Below are 15,619 nucleotides of genomic sequence, written 5' to 3' on the forward strand. Positions count from 1 at the left end.
TTTTCCACTTGCAGTCTCTCCGTCCAGTAAATTTAGGTTCGATGGAAGCTTCGCCTTGGCCTTCACCTTGACCCTTGGATTACTATTACTGCTCTCACGTCCCACAGCCCCTCCCGAAAATTGAAGGAATCTGTAAGAAACGAAAAAGTCCCGTTAGCTTTCCGAAAGGTTTATCGAGTGCCGTAACGGTTGAGCTAACGGGACTTCAGCGGACATTTAGTGCCGAAGCGTCCCAAGTAGGATTCGAACCTACGACTTACAGCTTAGAAGGCTTTCGGAAGGACGACGACTATATTCCGCTTATATTTCGTAAAATTCACTCTTTCCGTTCCGCCCCATAGAACCTTCGTAACGACGTTTTTTCAATCAAATCGGTTAATTTTACGATAGGATAGCCACGTACCTGCGTCATGTAATCCGCTAGATATTGCGTATGCCGAATATACTCCCGGATTGTACTATCGTGAGGATTCCGCGCTTTCTTCGCTTAAACCTTGCTCTAACGTGTAGCCCTTCGCCAGTACTGTCGGCTACTACCGATCCCCGTGATGAAAGTTGCACTCACACTGAATGAAAGTAATCAGCGGTACAATGGAAAAGAGAAATAGTACGTTACAAAAATCTTTCAAAATAGATGTTGACATTTTATGTGAAACTGCTATAATAAATCTTGTTCGCTTCTAAAACATATATTTACATAATGAATTTTTAAAACTAAATAAAAAAGCATCCTGCGGGTGTAGTTTAGTGGTAAAACCTCAGCCTTCCAAGCTGATGATGAGGGTTCGATTCCCTTCACCCGCTCCATGTCCCAATAGCTCAGCTGGATAGAGCAACAGCCTTCTAAGCTGTAGGTCGTAGGTTCGAATCCTACTTGGGACGCTTTTCAAACAGCAAAAGAGAAACCTAACTTGTTTTAGGTTTCTCTTTTGTATTATGATAAGATATATATACTTTTATCTACTTGCTTGCGCTTTCGAACCAGATGAAACAACTCCTCGATTGGATGAACGGAATTAAACCGTAGCAGAGAATGCAAAAAGCTGCTTTTTTCTTTCTCTTCATCACGGTGTCATCATCCATAAGACTTCCGCCTTTAAGTAGGGGAATTGTGTAGGTGGGAGATAATGGATGTTAGCACCCTGATCATTCAACTAACATTCCGCCGGAGTAGAATAAACTTCCCGCCGAATGAAGTTTCATTTTATGTTTCATATTCAATAGGAAAGGTAAAACTATTTATTAAGTCATTCTCATATAAAATGAAACAAAAGGAGGAGGTGACCTGAGAAAAATGAAACCTGGAAATATCATTTTGTTTCCAAAATGGCAAAAAGTGTTAGAAGAAGAAAGTGTTGCAGCAATTAAAGAAAAGAAATTCGAGGATGCATTAGAAAAATTAGATAACCTGTTAAGCTATGACGTGAAAAATCATGATATTTATACCGGTAAATTAATCTGCTTAATGGAACTGGAACGTTATAAGGAAGCGCAAGAACTCTGTGAATCTTTAATAGAAGAAAAAGATTCCCACTACTATCAATACATACATATTTATTTAACATTATTATTCCAAACAGATCAGTATGATACATTAATTGATGTAGTATCTGTGGAATTAGAAAGCGGAAACGTACCAAATCATTTGCAAGAACCATTTAAACAGCTCTACACGATGAGTGAAAAAATGCGGCTGAATGTGGAGCTGGAGCGTTCGAATGTTTTTCTGAATGCACTCTATGATGCCGTTCACCAAGATAATCATATCGAACAATGGAGACTTATTGACAAACTCAGTAAAACGACAATCCAACCAAATGAGAAAGTGATCTCGTTGCTTGCAAATGAACATATCCATCCGCTTGTCAAAACAGCCATCTATTTATGGTTGAAGAATCTAGGAGTAGCAAAACCAGTAGAAGTACATAAGTTTGGTATTCAAATGAAGGTGATACCGAGTGAGACGCCGGAAGTTAATGAAAGTGCAATCGCAAAAGAAATTGCTACTGAGATTAAGAAAATAGAACAAAGCAATCCATCGCTATATGAGGTGATGAATACGCTTTTAGAACACTATCTCTATGCGCTCTATCCGATTACACCATCAATTGATGAATCATTTTATATCGCGGAAGCATTATTACAGATTGGGAATGACTATTTAAACATAGCCGTGTCCACACCAGAACAGGCAGAGGTAGATAAGTATATCCAAGAAATTAAAACAACCGATCTATTATATGCAAGTATTATTGATGATTAGGAACAAAGGCTTGAAAGACCTCTCAATTATGGTATAATGATTAAGTTGTAAAAATTGAAAACGAACCCTAAAAAAATGTTATTAAGTTAAACAATAGATGTTGGAGGTAATTAATAATGACAGCGAAATGGGAAAAACAAGAAGGAAATAAAGGGATTTTAACATTTGAAGTTCCTGCTGAAGAATTTGATCAAGCATTAGATCAAGCATTTAAAAAGGTAGTAAAAGATGTACAGCTTCCAGGTTTCCGTAAAGGAAGAGTTCCGCGTGGATTATTTGAAAAGCGTTTCGGAGTAGAATCCCTTTATCAGGATGCAGTAGATATCGTATTACCAGAAGCTTACTCAAAAGCAGTTGACGAGGCGGATATTTTCCCAATCGAACAGCCGAGTGTAGATATCGAACAAATCGAAAAAGGGAAAGAATTGATCTTCACTGCAGAGGTTGAAGTGAAGCCTGAAGTTACTTTAGGTGAATATAAAGGACTAGAAGTGGAAGAAGAATCAGTTGAAGTGACAGATGAAGACATCGAGCAAGAATTAAAAAATCTTCAGGAGCAACATGCGGAGCTTGTTGTTAAAGAAGATGGGGAAATTGCAGAAGGCGATACGGTTGTTATCGACTTTGAAGGTTTCACTGATGGAGAAGCGTTTGAAGGCGGTAAAGGTGAAAACCAAAGCCTGGAAATCGGTTCTGGTCAATTCATTCCTGGATTTGAAGAGAAGTTAATCGGTAAGAAACCAGGAGAAGAAACAGAAATCGATGTAACCTTCCCAGAAGAATACCATGCAGAAAATCTAGCTGGTAAGGAAGCAACTTTTAAAGTTAAAATTCATGAAGTCAAAGCAAAAGAACTTCCAGAACTTGATGATGAGTTCGCGAAAGATGTTGATGATGAAGTAGAGACACTTGAAGAACTCAAGACGAAAAAGAAAGAACAAATGCTGGAAGAAAGAACGCAAGCAGCAGAAACTGCAAAACGTGAAAGTCTAATTGAAAAAGCATCTGATAATGTTGAAGTTGATATTCCAGATGCAATGGTAGAAAATGAATTGGAACAAATGCTTGCTGAATTTGAACAACGTCTACAGATGCAAGGAATGACGTTAGAAATGTATTCCCAATTCTCTGGTCAAGATGAAGATGCGCTGAAAGAACAAATGAAAGAAGATGCGGCTAAACGAGTGAAAACTAGCTTGACGCTTGAAGCAATTGCAAATGCGGAAAATCTTGAGGCTACAGAAGAAGAAGTGAATGAAGAGATTGACAAGATGGCTGGCATGTACGGTGTAGAGAAAGATCAACTTGTTCAAATCCTTGGTGGAAACACAGAGACAATCCAAAACGATCTTAAAATAAGAAAAGCAATCGATCTATTAGTGGAACATAGCAAAGCAGCTAACTAATCATCCCGGCTAAGACAAGACAACATGAACAAGGTGCGAATTCCCTCGCACCTTGTTTCTGTATAACCGAAACGGAACAAGCATTAATTTACATTTCACTGACTTAACGGTTGCTATCTGTCATATAGATAAGTAATATGGAATTAATTAAAGTGGCTACGATATCATGCTACAAGGTTTATCGTTTTGTTTTTTATTTCGTATCTGATATGATTGCTATAATTAAGTCAGGAAATTTAATTTTCTTATGAACTATAGGGGTGAAAAAATGTTTAAATTCAATGAAGAAAAAGGACAATTAAAATGCTCCTTTTGTGGAAAGAATCAGGAACAGGTTCGTAAATTAGTTGCCGGGCCTGGTGTCTATATATGCGATGAATGTATTGTGTTATGTACAGAAATTGTAGAAGAAGAACTCGGTTCGGAAGATGCGATGGAATTTACAGAAATCCCAAAACCAAGGGAAATCTGTGAAATCCTTGATGATTACGTCATTGGGCAAGATCAAGCGAAGAAGAGTCTGTCTGTAGCTGTTTATAATCACTACAAACGAGTCAACTCAATGAATAAAACCGACGATGTAGAACTGGCGAAAAGTAACATCGCTCTGATTGGACCTACAGGAAGTGGTAAAACATTACTAGCTCAAACATTAGCACGCATCATTAATGTGCCTTTTGCTATGGCTGACGCTACATCACTTACAGAAGCTGGTTATGTAGGAGAAGATGTCGAGAATATTCTTCTTAAACTAATCCAAGCAGCCGATTATGACGTGGAAAAAGCGGAAAAAGGAATTATTTATATCGATGAGATTGATAAAGTAGCAAGAAAGTCTGAAAACCCGTCAATTACAAGAGACGTTTCAGGTGAAGGTGTACAACAAGCTTTACTTAAGATTCTAGAGGGAACGGTTGCAAGTGTACCACCACAGGGCGGGCGCAAACATCCACATCAAGAATTCATCCAAATCGATACGACAAATATCCTATTTATCGTAGGAGGAGCCTTTGACGGAATTGACCAAGTAATTAAGCGCCGTCTTGGTAAGAAAGTTATTGGATTTGGAGCAAACGAACAACAAGAAGATTTGGACATGGGTGCACTGCTTTCCAAAATTTTACCAGAAGACTTGCTTCGCTATGGGTTAATTCCAGAATTCATTGGTCGTATTCCGGTTATTTCTAGCTTAACACCATTGGATGAGGATGCCCTTATTCAAATTCTGACAAAACCTAAGAATGCGCTCGTGAAACAATATGAGAAGCTATTTGAAATGGATGATGTGGAACTGGAGATGGAGGAAGCTGCTCTACGTGAGATTGCGAAGAAGGCAATCGAACGGAAGACAGGTGCCCGGGGTCTTCGTTCCATCATTGAAGGGCTTGTGCTTGACGTTATGTTCGAGCTTCCTTCCCGTGAAGATATTACGAAATGTATTATAACAGAGGATACGGTGAAAGAAGAACATGGCAGTCCTAAGCTTGTATTTCGTGATGGTACGGTAATTGAAGGTAATGAGAATTTACCAAAAGAAAGTGCGTAATATGAATTAGAACATTTTTGAGATAATGGAGACTGGCTGCTTAAAAGATGCTCTCGTCTGTTTGAAGAGCCTATTAGCAGTAAGTCTCCATTTCTGTATGTATAAATAGGATATTGGGGAATAGTACTTACTACAACATGTAAATCAACTATAATAATCAATTAACTATTATTTTTCGGTTGAACGCATTAACATGGAGTTATACATATTCATTTTGGAGGTCGTTATCATGGTTAACAAAATAAAGAAAGTCCCCCTCCTGCCTTTACGCGGTTTAATTGTGTTTCCATCCATGGTTTTACACTTGGATGTTGGAAGAGATAAATCGATCGCAGCACTGGAGAAAGCAATGGTTGATGATCAACTTATATTCCTGGCTGCACAGAAAAAAACGAGCATTGATCAGCCGAAAATAGATGAGATATACCGAATTGGTACACTTGCAAAGGTCAACCAAATGCTGAAGATGCCTAATGGCACGTTGCGTGTATTGGTAGAAGGACTTGACCGTTACGAAATTGTCCGCACTATCGATGAAGAAGACGAGGTTCTAGTAGAAATTGCACAACTAGAAGAAGTACATGCAGATCAGACGGAAGAAGAGGCACTCATGCGTGCACTACTTGAACAATTTGAGCAGTATACGAAGCTCTCCAGGAAAGTGTCTAGCGCAACAGCACAGTCAGTTGTGGACATGGAGGACCCAGCACGGGCCGCTGATATTATTAGCTCGCACTTATCCATCAAGTTAAAGGAAAAACAGACATTATTAGAAATGACGAATGTCACCGAACGTATGCAACACATCATTAGCTTAATTACGAATGAAAAGAAAGTACTAAGCATCGAAAAGAAAATCGGTGAACGAGTTAAAACATCCATGGAGAAAACGCAGAAAGAATATTATTTGCGTGAACAATTAAAAGCAATTCAAAAAGAACTCGGTGATAGAGATGGTAAATCCGGTGAAGTCAGTGAATTAAGAGAAAAAATTGACGAATCCGATATGCCGGAACATATTTACGAAATTGCCCTTAAAGAATTAGGCCGTTACGAGAAAGTACCACAAAGCTCTGGAGAAAGCTCTGTCATTCGCAATTACTTGGATTGGCTATTGGATCTGCCATGGACAAAACAAACGCAAGATACAATTGACATTAATGAAGCTGAAAAAGTATTAAATGAAGGCCATTACGGACTGGAGAAAGTAAAAGAACGCATCTTGGAATATCTAGCTGTCCAAAAGCTGACGAACTCTCTAAAAGGTCCAATTCTTTGTCTAGTTGGGCCGCCTGGTGTTGGGAAAACATCCCTTGCACGTTCCATTGCTCAGTCCGTAAATCGAAATTTCGTGCGTATTTCCCTCGGTGGAGTGAGGGATGAAGCGGAAATAAGAGGTCACCGAAGGACTTATATTGGTGCAATGCCAGGTCGGATTATCCAAGGAATGAAGAAGGCAGGTACTATAAATCCGGTATTTTTACTCGATGAAATTGATAAGATGTCAAATGACTTCCGCGGGGATCCCTCCGCTGCAATGCTCGAAGTATTAGACCCAGAGCAGAACAATAGTTACAGTGATCATTTTATCGAAGAAACATATGATTTATCGAAAGTATTATTTATTGCAACGGCAAATAATGTGAATAGTATTCCTGGTCCGCTTTTAGACCGGATGGAATTAATTTCTCTTTCCGGCTATACGGAAGTGGAAAAGCTCCATATCGCAAAAGAACACTTATTGCCAAAACAAGTTAAAGAAAACGGATTAAAACCATCCAATTTACAAATTAGAGATGAAGCACTCCTGCAAATTGTAAGAACTTATACTAGGGAAGCGGGCGTCCGTAGCCTGGAAAGACAACTTGCTAAAGTTTGTCGTAAAGCAGCCAAAATTATTATTTCCGGTGAGAAGAAACGAGTAGTCGTTACGGTCAAGAATTTAGAGGATTTCCTAGAGAAACCATTATATCGTTATGGTTTAATGGAAGTTGAGGACCAAGTCGGTGCTGCAACCGGTCTTGCTTATACATCGGCAGGTGGCGATATCTTATCTATTGAAGTATCCCACTATCCTGGAAAAGGTAAATTAATTCTAACTGGTAAGCTAGGTGAAGTGATGCAGGAATCTGCTCAAGCTGCCTCCAGTTATGTCCGCTCCCGTGCCAAGGAACTGCAAATCCCTGCTGACTTTTATGAGAAGTTTGATATTCATATTCACGTACCAGAAGGAGCCACACCAAAAGATGGACCTTCAGCGGGAATTACCATTGCAACGGCACTTGTCTCGTCACTTACTGGCCGCGCTGTTCGGAAAGAGGTTGGAATGACCGGGGAAATAACGTTACGGGGAAGAGTACTTCCTATCGGCGGCTTAAAAGAAAAATCATTAAGTGCACACCGGGCTGGCTTAACGACAATCATTATTCCGAAAGAAAATGAGAAGGATATTGCGTCTATTCCAGAAAGTGTACAACAGAATGTAACATTTATCCCGGTCAGTCATTTAGATGAAGTATTGGAAATCGCATTGGTGGAGGAAGAAAATGAAAATCAATCAAGCGGAAATCGTAATTAGTGCGGTCTCGAAGAAGCAATACCCGGAGGAAGGCTTATCTGAGATCGCTTTAGCGGGACGTTCGAATGTCGGAAAATCATCTTTTATCAATACATTGATTAATCGAAAAAACTTGGCTCGAACGTCACAAAAACCAGGAAAAACCCAAACGTTGAATTTTTATAAATTGAATGAAGCTTTTTATTTTGTAGATGTCCCGGGCTATGGCTATGCAAAGGTATCCAAGAAAGAAAGAGAAAAATGGGGTAAAATGATGGATGAATATTTCCAGCAAAGAGAGAACTTGAAAGCAGTTGTTCTCGTCTGTGATGTCCGTCATGAACCGACAGACGCCGATGTCCAAATGTATGATTATCTTAAATATTATGAGCTTCCTGTCATTATCATCGCAACGAAACTCGATAAAGTAAAAAAATCAAAACAACATCAACATGTGAAAGTCGTAAAAGACACGTTTGAAGTTGATGCAGAAGACATTGTCATTCCCTTTTCAGCGGAAACCGGTGAAGGGAAAGACCAAGCTTGGCAAGCAATTAAACAATATTTATAAGGTTCACCTCCTCTTTCGGAAATTTTTACTTTCGCGTAAAGAGGAGGTCTTTCCTCTGGAATGATTCTACTTCTTTCTTAATAAGACAAAACCTAAGATAATTAGTATGATTGGCCAATACCTTTCCACTAAAGCAATTACATCATATATCCAATAAAAATATGAATGAAACGCGGTTGAGTAAATAAATAATACTCCAACAGCAAGGAAGGCAATACCAGGGAGAAAGCCCGTTTTCGTCTTAAAATAGCGAATTAAAAAGGCTAAACCAATTATGATTAAATAAACTGCCCAATGATTAATCCAAAAATGATAATATGCTGATCCGTGTAAGTGGATCCCGATACCGAGAATAAGAATACCGGTGAAAATATGTTGATAACTGCGGGAACGGTAACTGTGAATCAAAAAGGCTAGTCCTATGATAATTAAAAGGGTTTGCCAAGAATAGAAATCAGTAATGATCGGTAGTTTCAATTCACGCAGCAGAAAAAATACGCCAATTCCAATTAATATGTAAGCAAGTAAAGGATTTTGTGTTCTCATCCATCTTCTCCTCTAACAAATAATAATCAATTTTAACATTACACCCTAAACCTTTGCACCTGGAAATTAATCGTATGAACCCTTTCATTCAGCGTAAGTGTATTTGCTCGTTCCTTTAGTTTAGAACTCTAATCGCCGTTCAGTTGCCCGGTGGACGGATGCTTTCCGCGGGCACAGCCGAAGCCTCCTCGGGCTACCGCCCTGCGGGGTCTCCGGACTCGTGCTATTCCCGTAGGAGTCACCGTCCACCGGGCAACTGAACTGGTAGAGAGGATTATTATTAACGGAAACTATCCCACTATGATGAGAGTTCTAATTCTTTAAATGAAAAATAGTGTTCCAAATTCGGTCATTCATGGGAGCAGTCCAGACACCTCGAGACTCCTGCGGGAGGCCGGCTAAGTACGGTCACGTCCTGTGACCAATGCCGGCATTAGAACCTCCTGTTCGTCGATAGGCCTAGGTGAGACCCCGCAGCGGGCTTGCCCGCGAGGAGGCTCACCAGCCGCCCGCGGAAAGCGAGAGGTGTCTGGACTGCGGACCCCGGAAAGAGAGTTGCACTTACGCTGAATGAAAGGAATTTGGAGTCTCAGACTGTGAAAGTTTTGTTACATTATAACTGTAACAAAATTGTAATTGTGCTAAAGCTGTAAAATTACTGGATAAAGCCTTATGATATAATAATACTATACTTATAGTGGAATATGTAAATGCAATTACGGAAAAATGATTGATTACTTCTGGAGGTAAGACACGTGCACATTTTAAAAGTTGGATTTAACTACAAGAATGCTCCTGTTGCAATTAGGGAGAAATTGACTTTCTCCGAGGAGTCTTTACATGAAGCAATGGTTGAGCTAAAAGCAAGAAAAAGCATCTTAGAAAACGTCATATTGTCAACTTGTAATCGTACGGAAATTTATGCGGTTGTTGATCAGTTACACACCGGAAGATACTATATAAAAACATTTTTAGCTGATTGGTTCGGGATTGACAAAGCTGAATTTGAAGAGTACTTGCAGATTAACGAAAATGACGATGCACTGGAACATCTGTTTCGGGTGACGACTGGTTTAGATTCGATGGTGCTAGGGGAAACACAGATTCTTGGTCAAATGAAGGATGCATTTTTTGCATCACAGAAAGTGAAAGCGACCGGAACGATCTTTAATGAACTGTTCAAACAAGTTATCACCTTTGGAAAGAGGGTACACCATGAAACAGCGATCGGTGAACATGCCGTATCAATAAGTTATACCGCTGTCGAATTGATTAAAAATAAATTAGGAAAAATTCGTGATAAAAATATAACGATTCTCGGTGCAGGAGAAATGGCCGAACTTGCTGTGAAAAATTTACAAGGTGCTAGCGCATCGAATCTTACCATTGTAAACCGGACGTATTCGAAAGCAGAAACAATGGCAAGTAAATTTCAAGTGGAAGCAGAACCAATGGAGAAACTACTGGAAGTTCTGCAATCGACTGACATCTTATTTACGACAACTGCCGCTGAAAATATCGTACTAACAAAGGAAATGCTCGAACCAGTTCTTTCTAGAAGAGAAGGCAGAGCTTTATTTTTAGTTGATATCGCCGTTCCTCGGGATATAGATCCTGCAATCGGTGAACTTGATAAAGTATATTTATTTGATATTGATGATTTACAGCATATTGTCGATGAGAATTTAGAAGAAAGAAGAAAAGCTGCAAATGAAGTGGAGCAGTTACTTCATGAAGAAATTATCGAATTTAAAGAGTGGCTCCGCACGCTAGGTGTTGTCCCGGTAATTTCCGCACTTCGGAAAAAAGCTTTAGGCATTCAAGCGGAAACGATGAAAAGTATTGAACGGAAAATGCCTGATTTAACGGAGCGGGAGAAAAAGGTTCTGAGTAAGCATACGAAAAGTATTATTAATCAATTGTTAAAGGAGCCGATTACTCAGGCAAAAGAATTGGCTGGATCAGAGAATGCGGAAGAAAGTCTGCAGCTTTTTGTAGATATATTCGGCATTGAAGCAGAAGTAGTTGAGGAGTTCGAAAAGCAAACGGAAAAAAATGAAAGTATGAAAGAATTGAATCGACCGGAAAACTCACCGCTTCCTCGGATTAAAGAGATTTCCAGTATATAGAGACAAGGAAACGGATTTGCAATTAGGAGGTTTTTTCATGCGGAAAATTATTGTTGGATCAAGGCGAAGTAATCTTGCTTTGACACAGACGAAATGGGTTATTGAACAATTAAAACAAGCGGGGGTGAAAAATGAATTTGTCATCGAGGAAATTGTTACAAAAGGCGACCAGATCCTTGATGTCATGTTATCAAAAGTAGGCGGTAAAGGCTTATTTGTAAAAGAAATTGAGCAAGCCCTTTATGATAAGCGTATCGACTTTGCAGTTCATAGTATGAAAGATATGCCTGCTGTACTTCCAGAAGGCTTAATAATTGGCTCGATTCCAGTTCGGGAGGATTATCGAGATGCTTTCATTTCAAAAAATGATCTGAAACTGAACGAATTACCAGCGGGGGCAATTGTCGGTACCAGCAGTTTACGTCGTAGCACGCAAATCCTTGCTGCCAGGCCAGATCTTGAAATAAAATGGATTCGCGGTAATATCGAAACCCGCCTCAGAAAGCTTAGAGAAGAAGATTATGATGCAATTATTCTTGCAGTCTCAGGTATTAAACGAGTTGGTATGGACTTATCGATAGTTACAGAATACCTTGATCCTGAAGTTTGTGTACCAGCAGTCGGACAAGGAGCTCTTGCGATTGAGTGCCGGGAAGACGATGAGGAAATGAGAGAAATCCTCTCCTTAATCAATGATGAGGAGACAACGGAAACGGTCACAGCAGAACGGACATTTTTAGACTTGCTCGAAGGTGGTTGTCAAGTGCCGATTGGCGGTCATGCCTATTACAAGGAAGATGAACTTGTAATGACAGCGTTGGTCGGAACCCCTGATGGTAAAACAATTTTGAAGGAAGTAGTAAAAGGGAAAAACCCGGTTGAAGTTGGAACAGAAGCTGCGGGCCTTCTTATTAATCAAGGAGCAAAAGAAATTGTTCAAAAGGCGAAAGAGGAGCAGGAGTAATGTCCGGTGACTTAAAGGGAAAACGTATCATCGTGACAAGGGAAGCCGGTCAAGCGAAGAGTTTCTCGGAAAAAATACGAGAACTCGGAGGCATACCGATTGAAATCCCGCTTCTTCGGATAAATAGTATAACAGCAAGCAATGAGCAGGATGTTTTCAATCGTCTGAAAAGCTATGATTGGATTATTTTTACGAGTGCAAATGGCGTGAATTGCTTTTTTGCTGCATATGATAAAAATGGTGGCCATTTTGGGGAGCAAGTAAAAATCGCTGCGGTTGGTCATAAAACGGATTTGGCACTACAACGATTCGGCTATACAGCTGATCTCGTGCCTGATACATATGATGCAGAATCCTTGGCAGCGATTTTCCTGCCGATTTACCAAAATAGAGAACAGATTTTATTAGTGCGGGGTAGCCGTTCCTTGGATATTTTACCGAAAAAATTCACGGAAAGAGGCATTGCTTTCGATTCGATAGAAGTATATGAGACAATGATAAATGGAGGTATAAAAGAACGATTGCATGAAGTGATACAGAAGAATGCCTTTGATTATCTCACCTTTACAAGCCCTTCAACAGTGAACGCATTTATTGACTTATATGGAGAACCTGTTCCGGTTCCTTGTGTCTGTATCGGTACAACGACGAAAAAGGCGGCAAGTGCGGCAGGTTTCAACCAGTTGATCACTGCAAAAACATTCACGATTGAAGGAATGCTCGAAGCAATGATTCAAGATTAATTGATGGAAGGAATGTTAGATTTGAGAATGAATAATCAATTTAAGAGACATCGCCGCTTACGGAGTAGTGCATCAATGCGGGCGATGGTGCGTGAAACACATCTTCATGTTGAAGATTTTATTTATCCGATATTTGTCATCGAAGGGGAAAATATTAAGAATGAAGTGCCATCGATGCCTTCTGTTTACCAATTCTCACTGGACCGCTTAATGGAAGAGGTAACAGAAGCATATGAATTAGGTATACGTGCACTTATGTTCTTCGGTGTCGTTACAGGTAAAGACGAGGTTGGTTCCGGGGCGTATGCAGAAGACGGGATTGTGCAGCAAGCCACCAAGCTTGTAAAAGAAAAGTATCCTGAGTTGCTCGTTGTTGCTGATACATGTCTTTGTGAATATACAGACCACGGTCATTGCGGCGTGATTCATGGCAATGATGTAGATAATGACGAGTCATTAAAATTGCTTGCAAAAACAGCTGTATCTCAAGCTGAGGCAGGGGCGGATATTATTGCACCATCTAATATGATGGACGGCTTTGTCGCAGTTATAAGAGAAGCACTGGACGAGGCAGGGTTTACCCACATTCCGATTATGTCATACGCAGTTAAATATGCTTCAGCCTTTTACGGACCTTTCCGCGATGCGGCCGATAGTGCTCCGCAGTTCGGTGACCGGAAGACATACCAGATGGATCCGGCAAATCGTCTGGAAGCAATCAGGGAAGCTCGGTCAGACGTTGAAGAAGGAGCAGACTTTCTTATGGTCAAACCAGCGTTATCCTATCTCGACGTTATCCGTGACATCAGAAATGAATTTGACCTTCCCGTTGTTGCTTATAATGTGAGCGGAGAATATGCAATGGTAAAAGCTGCCGCACAGCATGGCTGGATTGATGAACAACAACTTGTGATTGAAATGCTAACTTCCATGAAACGTGCAGGAGCAGAAATTATATTAACATATTTTGCAAAAGACGTTGCGGCAGTTTTACGTAATTCATGAAGGAGGAACGAACGATGAAAAACTTTTCAAAATCCATTGATGCATATAAAGAAGCAGTTGACCTAATGCCTGGTGGTGTGAACTCACCCGTTCGCGCTTTTAAATCAGTCGGCATGTCGCCAATCTTTATGGAAGAGGGGAAAGGTGCGACGATTACGGATATTGATGGAAATGAATATATTGATTATGTGTTAAGTTGGGGACCGCTTATTTTAGGTCATGCCGATGAGCGGGTAACAACCAAATTGAAAGAAGTAGTTGATAAAGGAACGAGTTTCGGTGCACCAACTGAAATGGAAAATAAATTGGCTGCACTAGTAAAAGAACGAGTGCCTTCCATCGAAATTGTTCGGATGGTAAATTCGGGTACCGAAGCGACGATGAGTGCAATCAGGCTTGCCCGTGGATATACTGGCAGAGATATTATTGTGAAATTTGTAGGAAGCTATCATGGCCATGGTGATTCCTTATTAATTAAAGCTGGTTCCGGTGTAGCAACACTTGGTCTCCCGGACAGCCCAGGGGTACCGGCTTCGACTGCAAGTAACACGATTACAGTTCCATATAATGATTATGAAAGTGTTCAGCTTGCATTCGAACAGTACGGAGACCAGATTGCTGCGGTCATTACCGAGCCTGTCTGCGGTAACATGGGAGTCGTTCCACCAAGAAATAACTTCTTACAAAACTTGCGTGAACTTACAACAAAACATGGTGCATTACTTATTTTTGATGAGGTCATGACAGGCTTTCGTGTTGGTTATAATTGTGCTCAGGGTTATTATGACGTAATACCGGACCTTACTTGTCTTGGGAAAGTTATCGGTGGAGGGCTTCCGGTCGGTGCATTCGGTGGAAAACGAGAGATTATGGAACAAATCGCACCTCAAGGTTCGATCTATCAAGCGGGAACATTATCCGGAAACCCTCTAGCAATGACAGCGGGTTACGAAACATTAAAAGCGATGGACGAGGCGGCGTATGAAGAGCTCGGGAAATTAGCTGACCGGTTAGAGGCAGGTTTCCAGGAAGCTAGCGAGCAACATGGTATTCCATTACAAATTAACCGTGTCGGTTCTATGGTTGGTGTATTCTTTACAGCTGAAGAAGTCATCAACTTTGAAACAGCACAAACTTCTGATTTAGATCGTTTCGCGGCTTATTATCGCGGCATGATTGAAGAAGGAATTTTCCTGCCACCATCCCAATTTGAAGGACTATTCCTATCAACTGCACATACGATGGAACACATTGAAAAAACAATCCAAGCAGTGAACCGGGTGTTTGCAAATCTAACTAAATAACTGCAATCCATTATAATCACTTTCATTCAGCGTAAGTGCAACTGTTTCCTGGAGGTCCGCAGTCCAGACACCTCTCGCTTTCCGCAGGCGGCTGGTGAGCCTCCTCGGGCTGGCGCCCTGCGGGGTCTCACCTATGCCTATCCTCCTGCTGGAGTCTCGAGGTGTCTGGACTGCTCCGAGGAAAGGCCAAATTCGGAGCAATACTTTTCATTTTAGTAAGAGAGCACCTATCATGGTGGGATTTTTTCCATTAATAATAATCCTCTCTACCAGTTCAGTTGCCCGGTGGACGGTGACTCCTGCGGGAATAGCGCGAGTCCGGAGACCCCTTAGTGCTCAGCCCGAGGCAGACTAAGTACGCCACGTCCTGTGGCAACGTCTGCATTAGCATGTCCTGTGCGTTGAGGCTTCTGCTGTGCCCGTGGAAAGCATCCGTCCGCCGGGCAACTGAACGACGATTAGAGATCTAACCAAGAGAATGCGCTAAACACTTACGCTGATTGAAGGCAATTGGCACTTTATTTAATAAACACTTTGGTTTTTTGGTTCGAAAATTAAGTCATAACCTTTGAAGACCTGATACAC

At 40.7% G+C, this 15,619-nt stretch carries 11 protein-coding genes and 2 tRNA genes; 12 read left to right on the forward strand and 1 reads right to left on the reverse strand.

From position 1 onward, the window contains the following. Window positions 1-733: 733 nt before the first annotated feature. The 7 genes from WKU33_RS04090 (at window position 734) to yihA (ending at window position 8,343) form a co-directional block, all read left to right on the forward strand. Window positions 734-807, forward strand: a tRNA-Gly gene (locus WKU33_RS04090). Between the two features lies 1 nt (window position 808). Next, window positions 809-882: transfer RNA gene (locus WKU33_RS04095), tRNA-Arg, on the forward strand. 412 nt (window positions 883-1,294) lie between these two features. Next, window positions 1,295-2,263: a tetratricopeptide repeat protein gene (locus tag WKU33_RS04100; RefSeq protein WP_340453358.1), complete on the forward strand. Its 969-nt coding sequence runs from the start codon at window positions 1,295-1,297 to the stop codon at window positions 2,261-2,263. Between the two features lie 116 nt (window positions 2,264-2,379). Then, complete coding sequence (gene tig, locus WKU33_RS04105; protein WP_340453360.1) at window positions 2,380-3,669, forward strand: trigger factor; 1,290 nt, start codon at window positions 2,380-2,382, stop codon at window positions 3,667-3,669. 268 nt (window positions 3,670-3,937) lie between these two features. After that, the gene (gene clpX, locus WKU33_RS04110) at window positions 3,938-5,215 is read left to right on the forward strand and encodes an ATP-dependent protease ATP-binding subunit ClpX (RefSeq protein ID WP_188857038.1); all 1,278 of its coding nucleotides are present in this window, start codon (window positions 3,938-3,940) and stop codon (window positions 5,213-5,215) included. Between the two features lie 229 nt (window positions 5,216-5,444). Beyond that, window positions 5,445-7,793, forward strand: coding sequence for an endopeptidase La (gene lon / locus WKU33_RS04115; RefSeq protein WP_188857037.1), 2,349 nt, complete (start codon window positions 5,445-5,447; stop codon window positions 7,791-7,793). Then, window positions 7,762-8,343 (forward strand): ribosome biogenesis GTP-binding protein YihA/YsxC, encoded by a 582-nt coding sequence (yihA, locus tag WKU33_RS04120; protein WP_188857036.1) that lies wholly within the window; start codon window positions 7,762-7,764, stop codon window positions 8,341-8,343. The genes lon and yihA overlap by 32 nt, the downstream gene beginning before the upstream one ends. A 66-nt stretch (window positions 8,344-8,409) precedes the next feature. On the opposite strand, the gene WKU33_RS04125 is transcribed toward yihA, so the two are convergent. Beyond that, a complete protein-coding gene (locus tag WKU33_RS04125; protein ID WP_188857035.1) occupies window positions 8,410-8,889 on the reverse strand; it encodes a LiaI-LiaF-like domain-containing protein in 480 nt (159 codons plus the stop codon). A 755-nt stretch (window positions 8,890-9,644) separates the two neighbouring features. Between WKU33_RS04125 and hemA the strand changes: the two genes are divergently transcribed. The 5 genes from hemA to hemL are packed head-to-tail and all read left to right on the forward strand — an operon-like array spanning window position 9,645 to window position 15,034. After that, complete coding sequence (gene hemA, locus WKU33_RS04130; protein WP_156856307.1) at window positions 9,645-11,018, forward strand: glutamyl-tRNA reductase; 1,374 nt, start codon at window positions 9,645-9,647, stop codon at window positions 11,016-11,018. A 37-nt stretch (window positions 11,019-11,055) separates the two neighbouring features. Continuing rightward, entirely contained in the window at window positions 11,056-11,982 is a 927-nt protein-coding gene (gene hemC, locus WKU33_RS04135) for a hydroxymethylbilane synthase (protein WP_340453367.1), read from the forward strand. Continuing rightward, complete coding sequence (locus tag WKU33_RS04140; RefSeq protein WP_188857033.1) at window positions 11,982-12,725, forward strand: uroporphyrinogen-III synthase; 744 nt, start codon at window positions 11,982-11,984, stop codon at window positions 12,723-12,725. The genes hemC and WKU33_RS04140 overlap by 1 nt, the downstream gene beginning before the upstream one ends. 3 nt (window positions 12,726-12,728) lie before the next feature. Next, a complete protein-coding gene (hemB, locus tag WKU33_RS04145) occupies window positions 12,729-13,730 on the forward strand; it encodes a porphobilinogen synthase (protein ID WP_340453369.1) in 1,002 nt (333 codons plus the stop codon). 14 nt (window positions 13,731-13,744) lie between these two features. After that, window positions 13,745-15,034 carry a glutamate-1-semialdehyde 2,1-aminomutase gene (gene hemL / locus WKU33_RS04150; RefSeq protein WP_340453372.1) on the forward strand — a complete coding sequence of 430 codons (1,290 nt, stop codon included), beginning with the start codon at window positions 13,745-13,747 and terminating at the stop codon, window positions 15,032-15,034. Window positions 15,035-15,619: the final 585 nt, after the last annotated feature.

The organism is Oceanobacillus sp. HCA-5259 (assembly GCF_037892815.1).
Classification (GTDB): Bacteria; Bacillota; Bacilli; order Bacillales; family Amphibacillaceae; genus Oceanobacillus; species Oceanobacillus indicireducens.

What these genes read in the sequence shown, in the direction of transcription:
- tig (WP_340453360.1), top strand. Translation starts at nt 2,380, where the DNA reads ATGACAGCGAAATGGGAAAAACAAGAAGGAAATAAAGGGATTTTAACA.
- clpX (WP_188857038.1), top strand. Translation starts at nt 3,938, where the DNA reads ATGTTTAAATTCAATGAAGAAAAAGGACAATTAAAATGCTCCTTTTGT.
- WKU33_RS04125 (WP_188857035.1), bottom strand. Translation starts at nt 8,889, where the DNA reads ATGAGAACACAAAATCCTTTACTTGCTTACATATTAATTGGAATTGGC.
- hemC (WP_340453367.1), top strand. Translation starts at nt 11,056, where the DNA reads ATGCGGAAAATTATTGTTGGATCAAGGCGAAGTAATCTTGCTTTGACA.
- lon (WP_188857037.1), top strand. Translation starts at nt 5,445, where the DNA reads ATGGTTAACAAAATAAAGAAAGTCCCCCTCCTGCCTTTACGCGGTTTA.
- hemL (WP_340453372.1), top strand. Translation starts at nt 13,745, where the DNA reads ATGAAAAACTTTTCAAAATCCATTGATGCATATAAAGAAGCAGTTGAC.
- yihA (WP_188857036.1), top strand. Translation starts at nt 7,762, where the DNA reads ATGAAAATCAATCAAGCGGAAATCGTAATTAGTGCGGTCTCGAAGAAG.
- hemB (WP_340453369.1), top strand. Translation starts at nt 12,729, where the DNA reads ATGGAAGGAATGTTAGATTTGAGAATGAATAATCAATTTAAGAGACAT.
- WKU33_RS04100 (WP_340453358.1), top strand. Translation starts at nt 1,295, where the DNA reads ATGAAACCTGGAAATATCATTTTGTTTCCAAAATGGCAAAAAGTGTTA.
- WKU33_RS04140 (WP_188857033.1), top strand. Translation starts at nt 11,982, where the DNA reads ATGTCCGGTGACTTAAAGGGAAAACGTATCATCGTGACAAGGGAAGCC.